Below are 20,304 nucleotides of genomic sequence, written 5' to 3'. Positions count from 1 at the left end.
TGCCTCACCATAGCGGCAGATGCCCAGGCCGGGGGTCGGACACGGACTAGCTGTAGTGGCGCGTGCGCGGCCACAGCTCCTGCCAGGACCGGACGGGGTCGCGGCAGACCGTGATCGGCACACCCTGTTCCTCGCCCGGCATCCCGCTCAGCCTGCCCGCGAGGGTGCAGCGGGCGAAGACGGTGCCGAGTTCGGCGGGCGGGTAGCCGACGGACACGACCACCCGCGTCCCCTCCGGCGGCGGCCCCCACCACCACAGCTCGTTGTGGCCGCTGTACACCGCGGGCAGCCCGAACTCGCCCGCCCAGCGACGCAGCGCGCCGGCCTCGCCGTAGTTCGCCGCGAGCAGCACCGCACCGGCGCGCTCGCCGGCGGGCAGGCCGTTCACCACCCGGGCGGTCTGCGCCGCCAGGTCGCGCATGCCCACCGACTCACGGGCGACCTCGTTGATGGCGGCGACCGGCGTGCCGGCGAGCGACGCCGCCGGGACGACCGGCAGCGCCACGACCACCGCCACCACGGCGTCGACCGCCAGCGCCGCGACCAGCACTCCCCGCCGCCGCCACCCGGCCGCCGTCACGCAGCCGGCCGCGAACAGGTAGAGCAGGAACGCGCCGGTGTAGTCGGGGCGGCCTCCCGAACAGAGGACCAGCGCGCAGGCCACGGGGTAGGCGATGGCGAGAGAGCGGACCCGCCGGTTCCGCCACAGCCGCAGCCAGCCGGCCACGCAGACCACCGCCTGCGCGGGCCCGAGCAGCACGATCTGAAGGGGGACGAAGGTGGCGCGGTTGTCCGCGCCCTCGTCGATCCTCAGCGCCTCGGCCATCTGGAACTGCGGCCAGTCGTGCGTCGCCTGGTAGAGCAGGTTGGGTGAGGCGATCGCCAGAGCCAGGAGGGCGCCGGCCCACAGTCGTCTGTCCCGCAGCACCTCCCGCGGGCCGGCCACGAGGATGCCCAGGCCGGCACTGCCCAGCAACACCACGATCAGGTCGCGGTTGTACGCGGCGATCCCGGACAGCGCCCCCACCCAGAGCCAGTAGCGCCCGTCCCCTCCGAGCAGCACCCGGAGCAGGCACAGCGTGACCGCGCTCCACAGCACGAGATCGGGGGTGAGGGTCAGCAGGGCGTGACCGGCCACGAGAGGCAGCACGGAGGTGGCCGTACCGGCCGCGGCGAGGATCTGGGCCGCACGGCCGCCACCAAGCTCGCGGGCGGCCAGCGCGACGAGCACGACCAGGGCCCCGGCGCACAGGGCGGGCACGATCCGCAGCGCGACGACCGTGTCCCCGAAGATCGCCGTCGACACCCGGGCGATCATCGGCGTCAGCGGCGGGGTGTCGAAATATCCGAGCCGCGGTCGCTCACCCAGCATGCGGAAGTACAGCTCGTCGCGGTGGTAGCCGTACCAGGGGCTCACCGCGAGCAGCACGGCCACGGTCGCGGCGGCGATCGCGACCACGGCCCGGGGCGGCCCGGTGAGCGGAGCGCCCGCCCGGACGTCACCGCCGGGGGCCGCCCTGCCGGCGTCGTCGCGTGTCGCCGGCGTGCCGCCGGTCACCCGGTCGTCCGCGGTCACGCCGGCCTCCCGGAAGCCGGCGTTCGCAGGGGGCCGTCCTGCGGGCGGCCGCGTTCGGAGGGACCCCGACCGAGGGGGCCCGTGGGGTGGTGGTGCGGGAGGGCATCGTCCACGCGGCCATCATCCTCGAACCGCTCGCGCCCTCCTACCCCCGAATCCGGAACGCCGCCGTCGCCGCACCGGTGTCCCGGTCAGCCGACGCCGAGCAGGTCGACGACGAAGATGAGCGTCTCGCCGGGCTTGATGAGGGCGCCCGCGCCGCGGTTGCCGTACCCGAGGTGCGGGGGGATCGTCAGACGGCGCCGTCCGCCGACCTTCATGCCGGCCACGCCGCGGTCCCAGCCGGCGATGACCCGGCCGCCGCCGAGCGGGAACTGGAACGGCTGGCCGCGGTTCCAGGAGGCATCGAACTCCTCACCCGTGGAGAACGCCACACCGACGTAGTGGACGGTCACGTTCTGCCCGGGCTTGGCCTCCGGCCCGTCCCCCTCGACGAGGTCGACGATCTCCAGGTCCGCGGGCGGCGCGCCCTCGGGAAAGTCGATCTCGGGCTTCTCCAGTGCCACGTGGGCCTCCTGTTCTCTGTGTGCCCCAAGGCGCTTCGCGTGCCGGAAGTTCCGGCCGGCTGACGACTCTACCGGGGACGGCCGACACGACGACGCCTTCCCCACGCGGGGTGGGGAAGGCGTCGTGATTCCAGAGGAAGACGAGGGTTACGGGCGACGGCCCCTCGACAGGCCCGCCCGGTCGTCGTCGCGCGCCTCCTCGGCACGGACCTCCTCGGCACGCACTTCATCCGCACGCGCCTCGGTCGCCGGGTAGCCGCTGGCCTGCGGAGCGGTGTCACCCGCCGCGACCGGTGACGTGACGGGCCCGGCCGACGGCGGACGCTGGACCACGACGGTGTCGGCCGGCTGCACGCCGCCCTGCAGCAGCGCCTGAGCCTGGTCGAGCATGGGAGAGGCCACCAGCACGTCGTAGCGCCCGGCGACGATCGAGCTCCTGGAGGAGAAGTCGCGCGTCCCGCCGGTGAAGGCGTGGCTGGTGAAGCCGAAGGCGGCGCCGGCGATGGCGCCCCAGAGGATCGACCACAGCACCAGCCCGAAGAACGAGGTCGTGGCCGAGGTGAACAGCCCGAGGAACAGGCCGACGATGAGTCCGAACACCGCGCCGGTGATCAGGCCGGACAGCGCGGCCCTGCCGTTGGTGAGCCGCCCGGTGACGGTCTCCTCCAGGCGCAGGTCGCTGCCGACGATCGCGGTGTTCTCCACCGGGAACCCGGCGTCGGACAGGGTGTCGACGGCGCGCTGCGCCGCCGCGTAGTTGTCGTAACTGACCAGCAGCCGTCTGTCGGCCGCCGGACTGACCGGCCCTCCGGCCGGGGAGTACTGCATGATCGCCTCCGCGGGGTAGTGCGGTCGGTACACGAACGCACTACCCCCAGAGAGCTCGATATTCCTCTACGGAATAGGAGAAGTCACCAGCTTTGGTGCAGCGGCATGCCCTCGCTGTAGCCGGAGGCGCTCTGCACGCCGACCACCGCCCGCTCGTGGAACTCCTCCAGGGTGGTGGCGCCCGCGTACGTGCAGGAGGAACGCAGACCGGCCACGATGGCGTCGATTTGGTCCTCCACGCTCGGCCGTGCCGGGTCGAGGTACATCCGCGAGGTCGAGATGCCCTCCTCGAACAGTGCCTTGCGGGCCCGCTCGAACGGCGAGTCCTCGGCGGTGCGCAGCCGTACGGCACGGGCCGAGGCCATGCCGAAGTTCTCTTTGTATTTGCGCCCGTCCGGGGCGGTGCGGGTGTCGCCGGGCGACTCGTACGTGCCGGCGAACCACGAACCGATCATGACGTTGGAGGCTCCCGCGGCGAGCGCCAGCGCGACGTCGCGGGGGTGGCGCACGCCGCCGTCGGCCCACACGTGCCGGCCCAGGCGGCGGGCCTCGGCCGCGCATTCCAGAACGGCCGAGAACTGCGGGCGTCCCACGCCGGTCATCATCCGGGTCGTGCACATGGCGCCCGGGCCCACGCCGACCTTCACGATGTCGGCCCCGGCCTCCACGAGGTCGCGTACGCCCTCCGCGGTGACGACGTTGCCCGCCGCGACCGGCACGGGGGGCTCCAGCGCCCGTACGGCCCGCAGCGCCGAGATCATCTTCTCCTGGTGGCCGTGCGCCGTGTCGACCACGAGCACGTCGACGCCCGCGTCGAGCAGTTCCTTGGACTTGGCGGCCACGTCGCCGTTCACCCCGACCGCAGCCGCGACGCGCAGGCGGCCGCGCGCGTCCACGGCGGGCTGGTAGAGGGTGGAGCGCAGGGCCCCGGTGCGGGTGAGGATGCCGACCAGGCGGCCGTCCTCGTCCACCACGGGCGCCAGCCGGTGGCGGCCCTCGTGCAGCGCCTCGAACGCGGCCTGCGGATCGACGCCGCGCGGCAGCGTCTGCGGTGATTCGGTCATGACCTGGGAGAGCTGGGTGAACATGTCGACGCCGTGGCAGTCGGCCTCGGTCACCACGCCGACCGGGCGGTTCTCCCAGTCGACGACGATGACCGCGCCGTGCGCCCGCTTGGGCAGCAGGGTGAGCGCCTCGCCCACGGTGTCGTGGGGAGTGAGGGTGATGGCCGTGTCGTGGACGAGGTCGCGGCTCTTCACCCATTCGATGACGTCGGCCACCACGTCGATCGGGATGTCCTGGGGGATGACGGCGATGCCGCCGCGCCGGGCGACGGTCTCGGCCATGCGGCGGCCCGCGACGGCCGTCATGTTGGCGACGACGATGGGGATCGTGGTGCCGGTTCCGTCACCGGTGGACAGGTCCACGGCGAGGCGCGACCCGGCCGAGGAACGGGACGGCACCATGAAGACATCGCTGTACGTGAGATCGTAGGGCGGCGTCACATCATTGAGGAATCGCACGTTTGTCCAGCCTACGTTGTGAGCGGGTCATATCCGGCATTCCCGGCCGACGCCGGAGCAGACCCGGACACGGGATACATTGACCTCGCCTGAAAGGAGAGCATGTGATCATCGTTGACCGTCCGGAGACGCTCGTCGTCGGCTATGCCGTACGGACGACCAACGCGGCGGAGGCGGACCAGGCCCGCGCCCAGTTGCCGGGCCTGTGGGCTCGTGCCGGAGCGCCCGGAGCCTTCGCGCACGTGCCCGGCCGGATCGACGAGAACCTGTACGCCGTGCTGACCGACTACGAGAGCGACCACAACGGCGCCTACACCCAGATCGTCGGCGTGGCCGTGCGCACGGCGGCGCGACTGCCCGAGGGCATGGTCGCCGTGCGGGTGCCGGGTGTGCCCGCGCTGCTGTTCGAGGCGCGGGGACCGATGCCGGGGGCGCTCGTCGAGGCCTGGCAGCAGGTGTGGAAGCACACCGAGTCGGGCGGCACCCCGGCCCGCGCCTTCACCACCGACCTGGAGATCCACCACCCCGGGGGCGTCGACCTCTTCGTGGCCACGCTGCCGTCGTTCGGCGAGCCCTCCGGGCCCCCGGCGCAGGTTCAGGCGACGCCGGCCTGATCGGCGCTCTGCTCGTCGTCCCGGTCGTCGTCGGGCGGCGGGTCGGGCAGCCGCCATCCGGCGACCAGCAACGGCAGCAGGAAGTGCGTCCACCACAGGGCGAAGACGCCGAGGAACACGGCCGCGGCGGGGATCTGGGACTTCTCTCCCTCGCTCCAGGTCGCGACCACGACGAACGCCGCCAGGCCGGCCAGGATCAGCCGCATCACCCTGTTCGCGAACGTGTGCGCCCGGAGCCGTTCGGCGACCTGCCGCTCGTCGAGGTGGCTCTCCGGCAGCGAGGCGAGCCCGCGGGTGGCACTGTTCAGCGCGGTCACGACCGGGATGTAGATCGCCAGCATGACCACGAGCAGCACGAGGTTCGCCCGGACGGCGGTGTCGCTCGGGGCCATCGCCCACGACACCGCGGCGTCGGCCCACAGCAGCAGCACGCTGGCCGCGCCCGCCACGACGAGCAGGCGGCGCCGCCGCCGGGTGCGGTGCAGCGCCACGAGGCGGTCCTGCTCCATCGAGCGGGCCACGTGGAGATTCAAGCGCTCGCGCAGGTTCACGACGCGCTCCCCAGCTTGGGAAACGGCTTGAGGGAGAAGACGACCTCCACCGGCACCTCGAAGAACTCGGCGATCCGCAGGGCCAGGTGGAGACTCGGGCTGTACTCGCCCCGCTCCAGGTAGCCCACCGTCTGGTAGTGCACTCCGAGCGCGGCGGCCAGATCGCGGCGCGAGACGCCGCGGTCGGCCCTCAGCACCGCGATGCGGTTGAACACAGGCTCCTCGGCCACGTCTCACCTCCGTCGGGCCCATGAGTCCGCTCATCTTCCGCGGACCCGGCGCAGCAACCAGGGGGCTAGCACCATACCGCCGACCGCCCATGCTCCCAGAACGGCCGCCGCCCGGCCGAGCGGCCGGCTGTGCCCGAGCTCGGCCGCGAGGACGGAGCCGGGCAGGAACACCACGCGCAGCCCGAGGCCCTGCCAGTAGAGCGGGAAGACCCGGGCGATGCCGCGCACCACCCCGGGCAGCGACTCCAGCGGGAACATTACCCCGGAGACGAGCATCAGGAGCATCGACGGCAGGGCGAGCATGGGCCGGCCGCCTTCGGGCCGGACACCCGGCTGCCGATCATCGCGCCGATGGGCATGACGGCCGGCGTGCGCAGCACCAGGACCCACGCCGGGAAACCCGGCGTCATGAACGCCGCCATGGACACAGGTGCGCCGGGCACGTTGTTGTCCCCGATGAACAAGACGATGATCGGCTCAGGGCGTCCAGAGGGGCTCGGGGATCTCGAAGCCGACCGGCTCGCCCCACTGGTTGCGGTAGGCGACCTCGTGGGCGGGGCGGCGCGGGGCCACCCCCCAGCGGCCGGTCGGGTAGCCGAAGGTGACCATGCACGCCACCTGCCAGCCCTTGTCCTCGGGCACACCGAGGATCCGCATCGTCTCCGCCCCGTGGAACAGTCCCAGCACGGACGTCAGCGCGCTGCCCACCCCGAAGGCGCGGGCGGCCAGCTGGGCGCTCCACACCGAGGGGTAGATGGAACCGCCGCTCGGGTCGTTGCGGGTGAAGGCGAACATCAGCAGGGGATAGGACTCGAAGTGGTCGGCCAGGTGCTGCGCCGACCGCAGCACGTTGAGCGTGCGGGTGTCGCCGGTCGCCTCGGCCCGCTCGCGCATCGGCTTGTAGTGCCCCTCGAACAGCCTGCCGAGCGCGTCCCGGTACAGCGGGCCCAGCTGGGACTTCACCTCGGAATCGTCCACCAGCAGGAACCGCCAGCCCTGGGTGTTGCCGGCGCTGGGGGCGCGGACGGCGGCGTCCAGGATGCGTTCCTGGACCTCCGCCGGGATCGGGTCGGGCTTGACCCGCCGCATGGCGCGGGTCGTGTAGAGGGCCTCGAAAAGGTCCATGTCGGGGAACTCCTCGATCGTCGCGGGGGAAATGGGGAGCAGGGGTCAGGGCAGCGCGTTCAGGCCGGCACGGTCGGGGGAGACGGTCAGGCCAGCACGCCGGCGGTGCGCAGGGTCTTCGCCTCGTCGTCGGGCAGGCCCCAGGCGCTCAGATCGTGAAGCCGGGTGGCCGGGGCCAGGTCGCCGCGCGGCACGCCGGCCAGCCGGGGCGCGGGCGCGGCCTGCGGCAGCCCGCCGATCTCCACGAACGTGCCGCGCGCCTGGTTGTGCGGATGCCGGACGGCCTCGCGCGGGTCGAGCACGGGGGACACGCAGGCGTCGGAGCCCTCGAAGACCGCCTCCCACTCGGCCCGGGTGCGCGACCGGAACGCCTCGGTCAGCCGTTCCCTGATGGCCGGCCAGTTCGCCCGGTCGTCGCGGTCGGGCATGTCGTCGATGCCCATCCGGGCGAGCATCTCCGCCCAGAACCGCGGCTCCAGCGCGCCCACGGCGAGATGGCCGCCGTCGGCCGTCTCGTACGTGTCGTACATGGGGGCGCCGGTGTCGAGGAGGTTGGTGCCGCGCGGGCCCCAATGGCCGGAGTGCACCCCGCCGTAGAACATCGAGAACAGCAGCGCGGCGCCGTCCACCATCGCGGCGTCCACCACCCGGCCGCGCCCGGTGCGCTCGCGCTCCAGCAGGGCCAGCAGCACGCCGTACGCCAGCATGAGCCCGCCGCCGGCGAAGTCGCCGAGGATGTTGATCGGCGGGGTGGGCTTGCCGCCCTCGCGGCCCAGCATCGACAGCACCCCGGCGATCGCGATGTAGTCGATGTCGTGCCCGGCCGTGGAGGCGAGCGGGCCGTCCTGTCCCCAGCCGGTCATGCGGCCGTAGACCAGGCGTTCGTTGACCGCGTGGAGGTCGGCGGGCCCGATGCCGAGCCGTTCCGCGACCCCGGGCCGGAACACCTCGATCACCACGTCGGCCCGCTCGGCCAGCCGCTTGAAGGCGGTGACCCCCTCCGGGGACTTGAGGTCGAGGCCGATCGTGCGCTTGCCGCGGTCCATCACGTCGCGGCGCGGGGTGTCGCTCACGGCCTTCACCCGGTCGATCCGCAGCACCTCGGCGCCGTGGTCGGCGAGCATCATCCCGGCGAACGGCCCGGGCGCGAGACCGGCCAGTTCCAGCACCCGGATCCCCGCCAGCGGTCCCCGCGACTCTTCCATCCACGCCCTCCTCGTAGCGGCATCAGTTCACGCGACAAGTAGAACATGTTTCTGTAGGCGTGCGAGACTGCGCCCGTGACGTGGAATGTTCTCGCTCTGCCACCGCTTCCGGAGGCCGCGGTGCGCGGCCTGCTCGCCGAGCTCGACGGTCGCGTCGAGGTGCGGGTCCCCGCCTGCCACGACCGCGCGGCGCTGCTGGACGCGCTGCCCGAGGCCGAGATCGTCGTCGGCGACTGGAGCGGGGCCCTGGCCCTCGACGCCGAGGCCGTACGGCTGGCGCCGCGCCTGGCGTTCGTGCAGCAGCCGTCGGTCGGCGTGGACGGGCACGACCCGGAGGCGCTGGCCCGCGCCGGGGTGCCCCTCGCCAACACCGCGGGGGTGAACGCCGCCGCGGTGGCCGAGTGGTGCCTGGCCGCCGCGCTGGCGCTGCTGCGCCACCTCGCGGACGGTGACAGGGACATGCGGGCGGGGGAGTGGCCGCAGTTCGCCTACCAGCGCCGCGAGCTCGCCGGATGCCGGGTGGGAGTGATCGGCTTCGGACCGATCGGCGCGGCCTGCGCCCGCCTGTTCGGCGCGCTCGGCTGCCGGGTCTCCTACTGGTCGCGCACGCCCAAGCCCGAGTCGTACGGCGCGGTCCATCTCGACCTCGACGCGCTGGTCGCGGGCAGCGACGTGCTCGTCCTGGCCGTGCCGCTCGCTCCGGAGACCCGCGGCCTGATCGACGCCGGCAGAATCGCCCGCATGCCGAAGGGGGCGGTGCTGGTCAACGCGGCCCGGGGCGGGGTGGTCGACCAGGCGGCGCTGCTGGCCGCGCTGGAGTCCGGCCACCTCGCCGGCGCGGCGCTCGACGTGTACGACAGCGAGCCCCCGCCGCCGGACGACCCGCTGCGCTCCTGCCCCAGGGTCCTGCTGTCGCCGCACGCGGCCGGGGTCACGCCCGAGGCGACGACCCGGCTGATCCGGTGCGTGCTGGACAACCTCACCGCGGCGTTGGAGGGCCGTCCCGTCGTCAACGTGGTCAACGGCGCCGACCCGCTCGTCCGCCGGCGTCAACCCAGGTAATGACGGTTTCCACAGTTACGGCAGGGGCGGCGGAGGCGATGAAAAAGGGCAGGATACGATCTACGCCGACGGGGCGTCGCGGGAATTCCAGATAGTTTTCGCGGGCGTAACGTGTCTACTCTGGTCTGCGTTCCCCTCCGGGGATAGCGTGCCAAGAGGCGATCACTACGATCCATGGGGGTGGTGTCATGCCAGAGCGCACGGCCAGTATGACCGCCCATCAGCAGGCCGTCGAGCAGATCAGGGACTCCTACGCGGCCATTCCCGAGGACGCTGCTCCCCGGCTGGCCAAGGCGACGACGAACCTGTTCCGCTTCCGCGCGCCGGCCAAGACGGCCACGCTGTCCGCCCGCGATCTGGACCAGGTCATCCACGTGGACCCGGCGACCATGACGGCCGAGGTCCAGGGCATGACGACGTACGAGAACCTGGTGGACGCCACGTTGCCGTACGGGCTCATGCCGTACGTCGTGCCGCAGCTCAAGACGATCACGCTGGGCGGCGCGGTCACGGGCCTCGGCATCGAGTCGACGAGCTTCAAGGACGGCCTGCCGCACGAGTCGGTCGAGGAACTGGAGATCCTCACCGGCGACGGGCGGATCGTGGTGGCCAGGCCCGACAACGAGTACGCGGACCTGTTCCACGCGTTCCCCAACTCCTACGGCACGCTCGGCTACGCCCTGCGGATCCGGATCAAGCTGGCCCGGGTGAAGCCGTACGTCAAGCTGACGCACATCCGCTTCAACGACGCCGACAAGTGCATGCTCGCCATGCAGGAGATCTGCGAGAGCCGCGAGCACGACGGCGAGCAGGTGGACTTCGTCGACGGCACGTTCTTCGGTCCCGACGAGCTGTACATCACGGTCGGCTCGTTCTCCGACCGGGCGCCCTACACGTCCGACTACACCGGCATGCGGATCTACTACCAGTCGATCCGCAGCCGCGTCCGCGACTGGCTGACCGTGCGCGACTACCTGTGGCGCTGGGACACCGACTGGTTCTGGTGCTCGCGCGCCTTCGGCGTGCAGCAGCCGCTGGTCCGCTCGCTCCTCCCGCGCCGCTACCTGCGGTCGGACGTCTATCGCAAGCTCGTCGGCCTCGACCAGAGGTACGGCGTTACCGCCCGGATCGACCGCTGGCGGAACAACCCGGTGCACGAGTCGGTCATCCAGGACGTCGAGGTGCCGATCGAGCGCGCCGCCGAGTTCCTGGAGGTCTTCCACGACAAGGTCGGCATGACCCCGGTGTGGATGTGCCCCCTCAAGGCGACCGACCGGTGGGCGCTCTATCCCCTGGAGCCCGGCCGCCTGTACGTGAACTTCGGCTTCTGGGGCATGGTTCCGCTGCCGCGCGGCCAATACGACGGGTACTACAACCGGCTGATCGAGCGGGCCGTTCACTCGCTCGACGGCCACAAGTCGCTGTACTCCACCTCTTTCTATGAGCGTGAGGAGTTCTGGCGGCTTTACAACGGAGACGCCTACTGGCCGGTCAAACGCGCTTACGACCCGGGCGGCCGGTTGCTGGACCTCTATGACAAGTGCGTCAGGGGCCGGTAGGCGTCGAGACGTCGGGAGAGATGCAATGACTCTTGCGAAGATCTTCGAGAAGATCGTCGGTCCTGACGCGGGCGTCGAGTTCGTCGCCTACGACGGCAGCAAGGCCGGATCCTCGGGGGCGGACCTCCGCATCGAGGTGAAGTCGCCGGTGGCGGTGGCCTACCTCGCGCAGGCGCCGGGAGAGCTCGGCCTCGCCCGCGCGTACATCTCCGGCCACATCGACGTGCACGGGGACATGTACACCCTGCTCGACCGGATGTGGTCGCTGACCCTGAACGACCTGCCGCTCAGCGAGAAGGTCGCCGCGATCCGCTCGCTCGGGATCAAGCCGCTGCTGATGCGCGTCCAGCCGCCGCCGCAGGAGGCGCGGCAGAGCACGCTGGCGAAGCTGGGCAGCCGGCACGCCAAGCAGCGCGACGCCGAGGTGATCCACCATCACTACGACGTCTCCAACCGCTTCTACGAGTGGGTGCTCGGCCCCTCCATGGCGTACACCTGCGCGGTCTTCCCGCGGCAGGACGCGACGCTGGAGGAGGCGCAGTACACGAAGTTCGATCTGGTGGCCAAGAAGCTCGACCTCAAGCCCGGCATGCGGCTGCTCGACGTCGGCTGCGGCTGGGGCGGCATGGTCATGCACGCGGCCAAGGAGTACGGCGTGAAGGGCCTCGGTGTCACGCTGTCGCGCCAGCAGGCCGAGTGGGCGCAGAAGGCCATCGCGGAGGCCGGGCTGTCGGAGCTCGCCGAGGTCCGCTACATGGACTACCGCGACGTCGCGGAAACCGGTTTCGACCGGGTCAGCTCGATCGGCCTCACCGAGCACATCGGCAAGGACAACCTGCCGTCGTACTTCTCCTTCCTGTACGGCAAGCTCAAGCCGGGCGGGCGCCTGCTCAACCACTGCATCACCCGCCCGACCAGCACCGAGAAGACCCTGAACAAGGGCGGCTTCATCAACCGCTACGTCTTCCCGGACGGCGAGCTGGAGTCGGTGGGCTACCTGATCCGCCAGATGGAGGACACCGGTTTCGAGGTCCGCCACGAGGAGAACCTGCGTGAGCACTACGCGCTGACGCTGCGCGAGTGGTGCAAGAACCTCGACGCCCACTGGGACGAGGCGGTCGAGGAGGTCGGCCAGGGCACCGCCCGGGTCTGGCGGCTCTACATGGCCGGCTGCGTCGTCGGGTTCGAGCGCAACAAGGTGCAGCTGCACCAGGTGCTCGGGGTCCGGCTCGACGAGGGACAGTCGCACGTTCCGCTGCGCCCGTCCCTCGACTGGCCGTAAACGTCTTTACCGCAGCTCGCGTTTGAGGATCTTGCCGGTGGCGGTCATCGGCAGGGACTCGCGGAACTCCACGATCCGCGGGTACTTGTAGGCCGCCATCGTCTCCCGGCACCACGCCACCAGTTCCTCCTCGGTGGTGGTGGCGCCGGGCTTGCGGATGACGTACGCCTTGACCTCCTCGCCGTGGGAGTCGTGGGGCACCCCGACGACCGCGGCGAGCGAGACCGCCGGGTGGGTCATGAGGACCTCCTCGATCTCCCGGGGGTACACGTTGAAGCCGCCCCGGATGATCATGTCCTTGGCCCGGTCGACGATGAAGTAGTAGCCGTCCTCGTCGCGCCGGGCCACGTCGCCGGTGCGGAACCAGCCGTCCTTCATCACCTGTGCCGTCGCCTCGGGCCGGTTGTAGTAGCCCTTCATGATGTTGTGGCCGCGGACGGCGATCTCGCCGATGTCGTCGGCCGTGTTCCAGTCGGCGTCGACCAGCTTCATCTCCACACCCCAGATCGGCGTGCCGATCGAGCCGGCCTTCGCGGGCCTGCCCGGCTGGTTGAACGAGGCCACGGGCGAGGTCTCCGACAGGCCGTAGCCCTCCAGGATGTCCACGCCGAACGTCGCGCTGAAGTCCTTGAGCACCTCGACCGGCAGCGCCGAGCCGCCGGAGACCGCCGTGACCAGCGAGGACGGCACCTCGGCCGCCCCGGCGTGCACGGCGGTGAGCATGGCCCAGTACATGGTCGGCACTCCCGCGAACAGCGTGACCTTCTCGCGCTTCATCAGCGCGAGGGCCTCGGCCGGCTCGAAGCGCGGCAGCAGCACGAGCGCGCCGCTGCGCCGGAATCCGGCGTTCATCAGCACCGTCTGGCCGAAGGAGTGAAACAGCGGCAGCGCGACGAGATAGGTGTTCTCCGCCTGCCGGGGGAACATCTCATCGCTGACGATGGCGTTCATGACCATGTTCTGGTGGGTGAGCTCGGCGCCCTTCGGCTGGCCGGTGGTGCCGCTGGTGTAGAGGATCACCGCGGTGTCGTCGGCGGAGGTCTGCACGGTCTCGAACTCGCCGGACATCCCGTCGAGGGCCGCCCACAGCGTCTCGCCGAGCTCGGACTCGGTGGCGAACGGCGTGGCCGGCAGCACGAAGAAGTGCTCGGCGCGCTCGGCGTCGGCGAAGCCGGTCCGCCCCCGCTCGCCCAGTGGCAGTTCCGGCGAGCCCTCGAAGCAGAAGAAGGCCTTGGCGTCGGAGTCGTCCAGGTGATAGGCGATCTCCCTGGCCTGCAGCAGCACGTTCAGCGGGACGACGGTCGCGCCCGCCTTGAGGATCCCGTAGTAGACGAACGGGAAGTACGGCAGGTTGGGGCAGGCCAGCGCCACCTTGTCGCCCCTGCCGATGCCGCGCGAGACCAGCAGGTTGGCGACCTGGTTGGCGATGGTGTCCACGAGCGAGTACGGCAGTCGCATGTCGCCGAAGACGACCGCGGTGGCGTCGGGCTTCTCCCGTGCGCTGTCTTCCAGCACGACGGCCAGGTTGAGCATCTGCCGCTCCCTCTTCTATCGGACCCTCGGTCCATACCAACCGGTAGGTACCTCAGCGTAACGGCTCGAAGAGTGGATTTTGAGGGTCCGGTTACATCGGTGTTCTCGACCCTTGACGATGCCGTGCCCTCGCACAAGAGTGGTCGGCATGGACACGGCTGTCGACCTGTCCCACATCCCGTTCTGGGGGCTGCCCCAGGCCGAGCGGCACGAGGCGTTCCGCCGCCTGCGCGCGCTCGACCAGCCCGTCTTCTTCCGCGAGAACAAGATCCCCTTCATCGGTCACGGTCTCGGCTACTACGCGCTCGTACGGCACGCCGACGTGACCGAGGCGAGCCGCGACCCCGCCGTCTTCAGCAGCGAGCCGACGGCCAACAGCATCCCCGACATGCCGCGCTGGCTGGCCGTCTACTTCGGATCGATGATCAACATGGACGATCCCCGGCACGCCCGGCTGCGGCGGATCGTCTCGCGGGCGTTCACCCCGCGCATCCTGGCCAAGATGGAGGAGGACCTCGGCCGGGCCGCCCGGGAGATCGTCGGCGGGGCCGTGCGGGAGGGGCCCGGCGATTTCGTCACCCAGATCGCCGCCCGATTACCCGTACGGGTGATCTGCGACATGATGGGCATCCCGGCCGAGCACCACGACCGGGTGCTGCGCCGTACGAACACGATCCTGGCCAACGCCGACTCCGAGTATTCGGGCGTCGCCATCGACCCGTCCCGGCCGGACGGCTCCTTCGGCCGCTGGACCACGGCACGCGGACTGGCCGCGCTGCTGCGGGCCGGCCACGACCTGAACGCGCTGGCGCGGCGCCTTGCCGGGGAGCGCCGCCGCCGGCCGACCGACGACCTGACCAGCACGCTCGTGAACGGCGAGGAACGCCTGACCGCCCAGGAATTCGGCTCGTTCTTCATCCTGCTGGTCGTCGCGGGCAGCGAGACGACCCGCAACGCCATCGCCCACGGGCTCAAACTGCTCACCGACCACCCCGGCCAGCGCGCGCTGCTGCTGGAGGACTTCGACGGGCGCATCGCGGGCGCCGTCGAGGAGATCGTCCGCTACTCCAGCCCCGTCATCCAGTTCCGCCGCACCGTGACACGGGACCACACGATGAACGGCCACGACTACCGCGCGGGCGACAAGGTCCTGCTGTTCTACAACTCGGCGAACCGGGACGAGGCGGTCTTCCGCGATCCCGACGTCTTCGACATCACCCGCAGTCCCAACCCCCACGTCGGCTTCGGCGGCCACGGCCCCCACTACTGCCTGGGCGCCCACCTCGCCCGCCGGGAGATCACCGTGATGTTCCGGGAACTGTTCGACCGCATGCCCGCCATCCGCTCCGCGGGCGAGCCGTCCTACCTGCTGTCCAACTTCATCAACGGCGTCAAGCACATGAGCTACCGCTTCTGAGCTTCAGCGTCAGTGGGCGTACTCGTCGCGGCGCCGCAGCATGGCCGCCAGCATCAGCGGGAACATCGCGACGTGGGCCGCGACCATCAGGGCCATGCCGTCGATCAGGCCCAGCCACAGGAGCGGGAACAACGGCACGACCGGGGCGAACATCGCGCCGCACATCTCCAGGGCCGGAGCCCAGGCGTGGCCGCGCACCCGCATCCAGGCGGCCATGCCGGCCGACATGTCGAACGCCATCAGCAGATAGGCGAGCTCGGGATCGCGGGCGTACGAGGGCTCGATTCCCAGGACGGACCACAGCAGGCCGAGCGCGAACATCCCGGCGAACATCGCGACCACCATCTCGATGTAGTGCAGGGCGAAGCGTCCCCAGCGCCGCGTGGCGGGGCGGTGACCGGTGTGCCTTTCAGGCGTCGTATGAGTCATGGCCCAACTGTCCGGGCGGCCCGGGGACGCGCCAAGGAGGGGAACGGGGACGGGTCCGAAATCTTGGGCTCTCCGTCCGCCCGGCCTACAGTCGTCTCATGACCCAGCGGCGCATGGTCGTGGTCGGATATCACGCGGCGGAGCTCGTGGACATCGCGTGTGTGACGTCGAGCCTGATCATGGCGAACGCTTACGGCGCGTCCCCGTGCTACGACGTGTGCCTGGCCACCCCGTCGGGCCTGCCGGTCACCTGCGGCAGCGGGTTGACGCTACAGGGGCAGCAGGCGCTCGAACGCGTCACCGGGCCGCTGGACACGCTTCTCGTCTCCGGGGGAATCGGGCACGAGGAGGCGGCGGCCAACCGGGTGATCGTCGGCCACGTCCGGCGGCTGGCGCGGGAGAGCCGCCGCGTCGCGTCGGTGTGCACGGGCGCGGCGGTGCTGGCCGCCGCCGGTTTGCTCGACGGGCGGCGCGCCACCACGCACTGGCAGTTCGCGCACACGCTCGCCGCCCGCCACCCGAAGGTCGCCGTCGACGCCCGGCCGATCTTCATCCGCGACGGCAATATCACTACGGCCGCCGGTGTCACCAGCGCGCTGGACGTCACGCTCGCGTTCATCGAGGAGGACCACGGCCCCGCCCTCGCCAGGCAGGTGGCCCGCAACCTGGTGACCTATCTGCAACGACCGGGCAACCAGGCGCAGATGAGCATGTTCACCGAGGGGCCGCCGCCGGGTGACGACCTGGTCAGGCGCGTTGTCGACCACGTCACCGCCCACCCGGGCGCCGACCTGTCCACCGCCGCCCTTGCGGCCGGCGCGGGCGTGAGCGAGCGCCACCTGACCCGGCTGTTCCTCAAGCACACGGGGCAGACACCGGGCCGGTTCGTACGCAGGGCCCGCACCGAGGCCGCCGCCCACCTGCTCGCCTCCACCTCGCTGCCGATGGCCGCCGTCGCGGCCCGGTGCGGCTTCAAGACGGCCGAGACCCTCCGCCAGGCGTTCGCCGACCTGTACGGCATCCCGCCCTCGCGCTACCGTTCGACGCAGGCGACCGCGTTGCCGGCCTCGTTCGGCAACGACAAGTGACGATTCTGTCGGTGCCGCCTGCGATGGTGGCGGTGTGGTCCACTTCGTCTACCGCAGCGTCTACGAGGGGCCCTCCGGCCGTCTCGTCCGGCACTTCCCCGACGCCACCGTGCTCGACTGGTTCCGCAGGGTGTGGGACGACGCCGCGTCGCAGGACGCGTACACGTGGGTGCAGCGCGAATTGGGCACGGACGTCTACGGTCTGCACACCATCTTCGAGACCGGGCTGCCGGCTCCCCGCACCCATATCGAGTTGCGCCGGATGCTCAAGGAACATCTGTACGTCGAGGGGAGGCTGCGGGTGGACCGGCACAGCGTGCGGGTGTTCACCGATGACGACGAGGTCGAGCTGGCGTACTTCTTCGTGGACGACCACGTGGTGGCGGACGAGCCCGACCGCTGGGCCTACCTCGTACACGAGAGCTGGGACCTGCCCGCGGACGCACCACCGTCCGTGCGGGCGTTCACGCCTCCGGTCCCGGTCGACGTCGTCAGCCCCGCGCCGCCCGGCGGGGAGGGTGTGACGTACGTCGTCATACTCACTCACTACGCGACCGTGAACAGCGTCGGAGGCAGATACCCGAAGGCGTTGCCGGGCGTGCGGCTGCCGGGGCTCGCGGCGGCACTGCGCACGGCGGACCCCGATCTCCTTTCCGGCGAGTTGCGTGCCCTGCGCGCCCTGATCGCCCCCGGCGACGAGGACATCGGGCCCGCGCTGGAGCGCTGCAACCGTTGGGCGCGTCTGGAGGACGACGTGCCCGAGATCCTCGCACCGCATCCGGAGGCGTATCACCGGGCGTTACGCCTGCTGGCGGACTTCGACCCGGCCGACGGACGTGACCCCGGTCGCACGCTCGTCCGGTGCGACGACCACCTGGCCCAGATGGCGATCCACCTGGACGGCTGGTTCGGATACCGGCAGTGGTTCCTCTTCGACGACCTCTGGGCCGCCGCACGTCCCGAGACGGCCGCCTCACTGATGCGTTTCGGCGCGCACTGGGATCCGCGCTGCCGGCGCAGGCATGCCCGCCTGACCCACTGTGGCTGAACCAGCGGATGTGGCAGACTGGCAACCGAATGTGGTTCTAGTCACTTCGGAGGGGCCGGCCCATGATCATGGAGCCCGCGGAGCGAACGCCCATCACCGCGGCGGCGGACATCGACCTGAACGACTGGAACTTCTGGGGCCGTCCGGACGAGGAACGGGAGCACGCGTTCCGGCTGCTGCGCGACCTGGACAAGCCGGCCTTCTTCCCGGAACCCGAGTTCAGCCTGGGCGGTGTCACCGGCCCGGGCTACCACGCGCTGGTCCGGCACGCCGACATCCTGGAGGCCAGCCGCAATCCCGAGGTCTTCTGCTCGGGCGACGGCGGGGCCACCAACATCCCGGACCTGCCGGCGGAGTTCGCCGAGTACTTCGGTTCCATGATCAATATGGACGACCCGCGGCACGCACGCCTGCGGCGGATCGTCTCGCGCGCCTTCACACCGAGGATGATCAAGCAGTTCGAGTCCGACGTGGACGCCGCGGCCTCGCGCATCGTGGACGAGCTCCTGGAGACCGGGCCCGGCTGCGACTTCGTCACCGAGGTGGCCGCCAAGCTGCCCTTGAAGATCATCTGCGACATGATGGGCATCTCGGAGAAGGACTACCAGTTCGTCTTCGACCGCTCGAACATCGTCCTCGGCGCCACCGACCCCGAGTACGTGAGCGACCGTGAGGACATCGCCCACGCGCTGCTCACCGCGGGGATGGAGCTGCAGCAGCTCGTCCAGGACCTGGCCGCGCTGCGGATGGAGACGCCCACCGACGACCTCACCTCGTCCCTGGTCAACGCCAACATCGACGGGGAGCGGCTGACCGCACAGGAGCTCGGGTCGTTCTTCATCCTGCTCGTCGTGGCCGGCAACGAGACCACGCGCAACGCCATCTCGCACGGCATGCGCCTGCTCACGCTCAACCCGGAGCAGCGGCGGCTGTGGCTGGAGGACTTCGAGGGCCGGGCGCCGCGCGCGATCGAGGAGATCGTCCGGCTGGCCGCGCCGGTCAACTACATGCGCCGCAAGCTCACCCGCGACCACGAGATGAACGGCAACCTCTACCGTAAGGGCGAGAAGGTCCTCCTGTACTACTGGGCGGCCAACCGCGACGAGCGGGTCTTCGACGACCCGCTGCGCTTCGACATCCTGCGCGACCCCAACCCGCACGTCGGCTTCGGCGGCCCGGGTCCCCACTTCTGCCTCGGCGCCCACCTGGCCCGCCGCGAGATCACCGCGATGTTCCGCGAGCTGCTGCGGCGGGTGCCCCAGATCGAGGCGGGCGAGCCGGAGCGCCTGCTGTCCAGCTTCATCAACGGCATCAAGCACATGACCTGCGAGTTCTGAACGGCCGGACCCGGGTCCGGCCAGTGGTCAGCGGAGCGGCTTGATCGACCGGAAGACCGTGTTGATGTCGGGGAGCAGGTCGTTCTTGAGCTCGGGCACAGCCATGTAGATGACCGTGGGAAGGTCGGCGCCGGTGTTCACGGCCGCGACCACGACCGTGGTGGTCGCGCCGTCGGCGGTCACCTTGTAGACGGCGGCCAGGCCGGTGAGGTTGTTGCGCGCCAGGCGCTGCTGGGCGACCTTGGTGGCCTTGTTGTCCTTGGGGAACTGGGTCTGCCGCGCCCGGAACATCACGGCGCTGACGACCGGGCCCAGGTTGTCGGGCGTGGTGTACCTCGCGGCCAGCGACTGCGCCAGCGGGCCCGACATCACCAGGGCGAACTCCCGCTTGCCCTTGGTGGTCATGCCGGCCGGCACGTACTGCCTGCTGGTGAAGCCGTACGTCGCCTTGATCTGGGCCGGGTCGGCGTCCGCCTGCCAGGGGCCGCCGAGCTTGGGCAGCGTGATCCGGCCCGCGGTGTCGGTGAGCACGCCGTTCACGGGGGAGGCGGTGCCCTTGTAGACGGGCAGCCGTGACGAAGTCTGCGCCTGCGGCTTGGCCGTGGCGCCGGGCTTGACGGGGGAGGGCTTCGCGGACGTCGCCGCCTCGGCGGTGTCGCCGGAGCTGAGCGGCCCGGCGGCGAACGCCCACACGAGCACACCGACGAGCGCGGCGACGACCGAGGCCACGAGCGCGTACAGCCAGACCGGCCGGCCGGACTCGTCCTCCTCGTACTCGTCGATGGCCTGGTAGTTCTCCCCGAACACCGTGTTCCACAGCTCCTGCTGCCGGTGCGCGGGAGGCGTCTTCGGCCCGCTGATCTGTCCCGCCGTCACGAACGGCCGGTACGGGTCCTCCGGCTGGGGAGGGGGTGGGGGCGCGGTGGAGGCGGGCGGGGCGGATTCGGCGTACGAGCGGACCGAAGGGGTGAACGGCGCGGACGGCCGGGGACGGTCCGGCCCGCCCGGGAAGGGGGCCTCGTGCGGACCGGCCAGCCTCTGCCCCTGGCTCTGGCTCTGGTGTTGACTCTGGTCCTGACCGGGGCCCGCGGCGCCCGGCGCGCCGTACACCGGCGCGGGGCCCCCGAAGCCCGCTGCGCCCCCGGAACCCGCTGGGCCTCCGAAGCCCGCTGCGCCCCCGAAACTCTCTGGGCCTCCGAAACTCTCTGGGCCCCTGAAGCCGTCTGGGCTGTTGAAGGCGGGGGTGGGCCGGCTCGGAGCCGTACCGGGAAGCGGGCCCGCCATGGTCGCGGTCGCGTCCGCGGACTGCTGCGGCGCACCCTCGACGAAGG

The 20,304-nt window shown here is 71.0% G+C and carries 21 protein-coding genes; 8 read left to right on the top strand and 13 right to left on the bottom strand.

The genetic code is table 11. The annotated features are described in order from the left end of the window. Nucleotides 1-46 precede the first annotated feature (46 nt). The 4 genes from IL992_RS25740 to IL992_RS25725 form a co-directional block, all read right to left on the bottom strand. Nucleotides 47-1,576, bottom strand: coding sequence for a glycosyltransferase family 39 protein (locus IL992_RS25740; RefSeq protein WP_193205938.1), 1,530 nt, complete (start codon nucleotides 1,574-1,576; stop codon nucleotides 47-49). Nucleotides 1,577-1,767: 191 nt separating this feature from the next. Beyond that, nucleotides 1,768-2,142: an FKBP-type peptidyl-prolyl cis-trans isomerase gene (locus IL992_RS25735; RefSeq protein ID WP_079316111.1), complete on the bottom strand. Its 375-nt coding sequence runs from the start codon at nucleotides 2,140-2,142 to the stop codon at nucleotides 1,768-1,770. Nucleotides 2,143-2,289: 147 nt separating this feature from the next. Beyond that, on the bottom strand, nucleotides 2,290-3,003 hold the full coding sequence (locus IL992_RS25730) for a YrzE family protein (protein ID WP_226873768.1): 714 nt from the start codon (nucleotides 3,001-3,003) through the stop codon (nucleotides 2,290-2,292). 50 nt (nucleotides 3,004-3,053) lie between these two features. Next, nucleotides 3,054-4,493, bottom strand: a complete 1,440-nt coding sequence (locus tag IL992_RS25725; RefSeq protein WP_193205937.1) for a GuaB1 family IMP dehydrogenase-related protein — start codon at nucleotides 4,491-4,493, stop codon at nucleotides 3,054-3,056. A 104-nt stretch (nucleotides 4,494-4,597) separates the two neighbouring features. Here IL992_RS25725 and IL992_RS25720 point away from each other — a divergent pair, with 104 nt between their 5' ends. Continuing rightward, complete coding sequence (locus IL992_RS25720) at nucleotides 4,598-5,107, top strand: GyrI-like domain-containing protein (RefSeq protein WP_193205936.1); 510 nt, start codon at nucleotides 4,598-4,600, stop codon at nucleotides 5,105-5,107. Here IL992_RS25720 and IL992_RS25715 read toward each other — a convergent pair. The 6 genes from IL992_RS25715 to IL992_RS25690 form a co-directional block, all read right to left on the bottom strand. Continuing rightward, on the bottom strand, nucleotides 5,089-5,658 hold the full coding sequence (locus IL992_RS25715) for a hypothetical protein (RefSeq protein WP_193205935.1): 570 nt from the start codon (nucleotides 5,656-5,658) through the stop codon (nucleotides 5,089-5,091). The genes IL992_RS25720 and IL992_RS25715 overlap by 19 nt on opposite strands. Next, on the bottom strand, nucleotides 5,655-5,888 hold the full coding sequence (locus IL992_RS25710; RefSeq protein WP_079316115.1) for a helix-turn-helix transcriptional regulator: 234 nt from the start codon (nucleotides 5,886-5,888) through the stop codon (nucleotides 5,655-5,657). Before IL992_RS25710 ends, IL992_RS25715 begins: the two co-directional genes overlap by 4 nt. Nucleotides 5,889-5,918: 30 nt before the next feature. After that, nucleotides 5,919-6,191: an ABC transporter permease gene (locus IL992_RS25705; RefSeq protein ID WP_193205934.1), complete on the bottom strand. Its 273-nt coding sequence runs from the start codon at nucleotides 6,189-6,191 to the stop codon at nucleotides 5,919-5,921. Next, nucleotides 6,164-6,352, bottom strand: coding sequence for a hypothetical protein (locus IL992_RS25700; RefSeq protein WP_193205933.1), 189 nt, complete (start codon nucleotides 6,350-6,352; stop codon nucleotides 6,164-6,166). Before IL992_RS25700 ends, IL992_RS25705 begins: the two co-directional genes overlap by 28 nt. Nucleotides 6,353-6,365: 13 nt before the next feature. Further along, entirely contained in the window at nucleotides 6,366-7,013 is a 648-nt protein-coding gene (locus IL992_RS25695) for a nitroreductase family protein (protein WP_193205932.1), read from the bottom strand. An 86-nt stretch (nucleotides 7,014-7,099) separates the two neighbouring features. Continuing rightward, a complete protein-coding gene (locus IL992_RS25690) occupies nucleotides 7,100-8,218 on the bottom strand; it encodes a CaiB/BaiF CoA transferase family protein (RefSeq protein ID WP_193205931.1) in 1,119 nt (372 codons plus the stop codon). Between the two features lie 75 nt (nucleotides 8,219-8,293). Here IL992_RS25690 and IL992_RS25685 point away from each other — a divergent pair, with 75 nt between their 5' ends. The 3 genes from IL992_RS25685 to IL992_RS25675 all read left to right on the top strand — a co-directional run bounded on the left by IL992_RS25685 (nucleotide 8,294) and on the right by IL992_RS25675 (nucleotide 12,121). Further along, nucleotides 8,294-9,280 (top strand): NAD(P)-dependent oxidoreductase, encoded by a 987-nt coding sequence (locus IL992_RS25685; protein ID WP_193205930.1) that lies wholly within the window; start codon nucleotides 8,294-8,296, stop codon nucleotides 9,278-9,280. A gap of 188 nt (nucleotides 9,281-9,468) precedes the next feature. Beyond that, nucleotides 9,469-10,839: an FAD-binding oxidoreductase gene (locus IL992_RS25680; RefSeq protein WP_193205929.1), complete on the top strand. Its 1,371-nt coding sequence runs from the start codon at nucleotides 9,469-9,471 to the stop codon at nucleotides 10,837-10,839. A 25-nt stretch (nucleotides 10,840-10,864) separates the two neighbouring features. Continuing rightward, on the top strand, nucleotides 10,865-12,121 hold the full coding sequence (locus IL992_RS25675) for a class I SAM-dependent methyltransferase (RefSeq protein WP_193205928.1): 1,257 nt from the start codon (nucleotides 10,865-10,867) through the stop codon (nucleotides 12,119-12,121). Nucleotides 12,122-12,127: 6 nt separating this feature from the next. On the opposite strand, the gene IL992_RS25670 is transcribed toward IL992_RS25675, so the two are convergent. After that, a complete protein-coding gene (locus IL992_RS25670; protein WP_193205927.1) occupies nucleotides 12,128-13,654 on the bottom strand; it encodes a long-chain-fatty-acid--CoA ligase in 1,527 nt (508 codons plus the stop codon). Nucleotides 13,655-13,802: 148 nt separating this feature from the next. On the opposite strand from IL992_RS25670, the gene IL992_RS25665 reads away from it, so the two are divergent. After that, nucleotides 13,803-15,071: a cytochrome P450 gene (locus IL992_RS25665; RefSeq protein WP_193205926.1), complete on the top strand. Its 1,269-nt coding sequence runs from the start codon at nucleotides 13,803-13,805 to the stop codon at nucleotides 15,069-15,071. Nucleotides 15,072-15,080: 9 nt separating this feature from the next. On the opposite strand, the gene IL992_RS25660 is transcribed toward IL992_RS25665, so the two are convergent. Further along, a complete protein-coding gene (locus IL992_RS25660) occupies nucleotides 15,081-15,500 on the bottom strand; it encodes a hypothetical protein (RefSeq protein ID WP_226873767.1) in 420 nt (139 codons plus the stop codon). A 98-nt stretch (nucleotides 15,501-15,598) separates the two neighbouring features. Here IL992_RS25660 and IL992_RS25655 point away from each other — a divergent pair, with 98 nt between their 5' ends. The 3 genes from IL992_RS25655 (at nucleotide 15,599) to IL992_RS25645 (ending at nucleotide 18,973) form a co-directional block, all read left to right on the top strand. Continuing rightward, nucleotides 15,599-16,588 carry a GlxA family transcriptional regulator gene (locus IL992_RS25655; protein WP_193205925.1) on the top strand — a complete coding sequence of 330 codons (990 nt, stop codon included), beginning with the start codon at nucleotides 15,599-15,601 and terminating at the stop codon, nucleotides 16,586-16,588. Between the two features lie 34 nt (nucleotides 16,589-16,622). Further along, nucleotides 16,623-17,636 carry a hypothetical protein gene (locus tag IL992_RS25650; protein ID WP_193205924.1) on the top strand — a complete coding sequence of 338 codons (1,014 nt, stop codon included), beginning with the start codon at nucleotides 16,623-16,625 and terminating at the stop codon, nucleotides 17,634-17,636. Nucleotides 17,637-17,698: 62 nt separating this feature from the next. Beyond that, entirely contained in the window at nucleotides 17,699-18,973 is a 1,275-nt protein-coding gene (locus IL992_RS25645) for a cytochrome P450 (RefSeq protein WP_193205923.1), read from the top strand. Nucleotides 18,974-19,000: 27 nt separating this feature from the next. Here IL992_RS25645 and IL992_RS25640 read toward each other — a convergent pair whose 3' ends face one another. Next, nucleotides 19,001-19,849: a hypothetical protein gene (locus IL992_RS25640; protein WP_193205922.1), complete on the bottom strand. Its 849-nt coding sequence runs from the start codon at nucleotides 19,847-19,849 to the stop codon at nucleotides 19,001-19,003. Nucleotides 19,850-20,304 lie beyond the last annotated feature (455 nt).

Origin of the sequence: Microbispora sitophila (assembly GCF_014892245.1) — a bacterium.
Classification (GTDB): Bacteria; Actinomycetota; Actinomycetes; order Streptosporangiales; family Streptosporangiaceae; genus Microbispora; species Microbispora siamensis.
The sequence above is the reverse complement of the archived record's forward strand: the minus strand, read 5'-3'. Positions and strand labels throughout refer to the sequence as shown.

Bases quoted from the DNA above. Each gene is read 5' to 3' on its own strand.
- IL992_RS25705 (WP_193205934.1), bottom strand. From the start codon at position 6,191: ATGCTCGCCCTGCCGTCGATGCTCCTGATGCTCGTCTCCGGGGTAATG.
- IL992_RS25695 (WP_193205932.1), bottom strand. From the start codon at position 7,013: ATGGACCTTTTCGAGGCCCTCTACACGACCCGCGCCATGCGGCGGGTC.
- IL992_RS25690 (WP_193205931.1), bottom strand. From the start codon at position 8,218: ATGGAAGAGTCGCGGGGACCGCTGGCGGGGATCCGGGTGCTGGAACTG.
- IL992_RS25680 (WP_193205929.1), top strand. From the start codon at position 9,469: ATGCCAGAGCGCACGGCCAGTATGACCGCCCATCAGCAGGCCGTCGAG.
- IL992_RS25675 (WP_193205928.1), top strand. From the start codon at position 10,865: ATGACTCTTGCGAAGATCTTCGAGAAGATCGTCGGTCCTGACGCGGGC.
- IL992_RS25670 (WP_193205927.1), bottom strand. From the start codon at position 13,654: ATGCTCAACCTGGCCGTCGTGCTGGAAGACAGCGCACGGGAGAAGCCC.
- IL992_RS25665 (WP_193205926.1), top strand. From the start codon at position 13,803: ATGGACACGGCTGTCGACCTGTCCCACATCCCGTTCTGGGGGCTGCCC.
- IL992_RS25660 (WP_226873767.1), bottom strand. From the start codon at position 15,500: ATGACTCATACGACGCCTGAAAGGCACACCGGTCACCGCCCCGCCACG.
- IL992_RS25655 (WP_193205925.1), top strand. From the start codon at position 15,599: ATGACCCAGCGGCGCATGGTCGTGGTCGGATATCACGCGGCGGAGCTC.
- IL992_RS25645 (WP_193205923.1), top strand. From the start codon at position 17,699: ATGATCATGGAGCCCGCGGAGCGAACGCCCATCACCGCGGCGGCGGAC.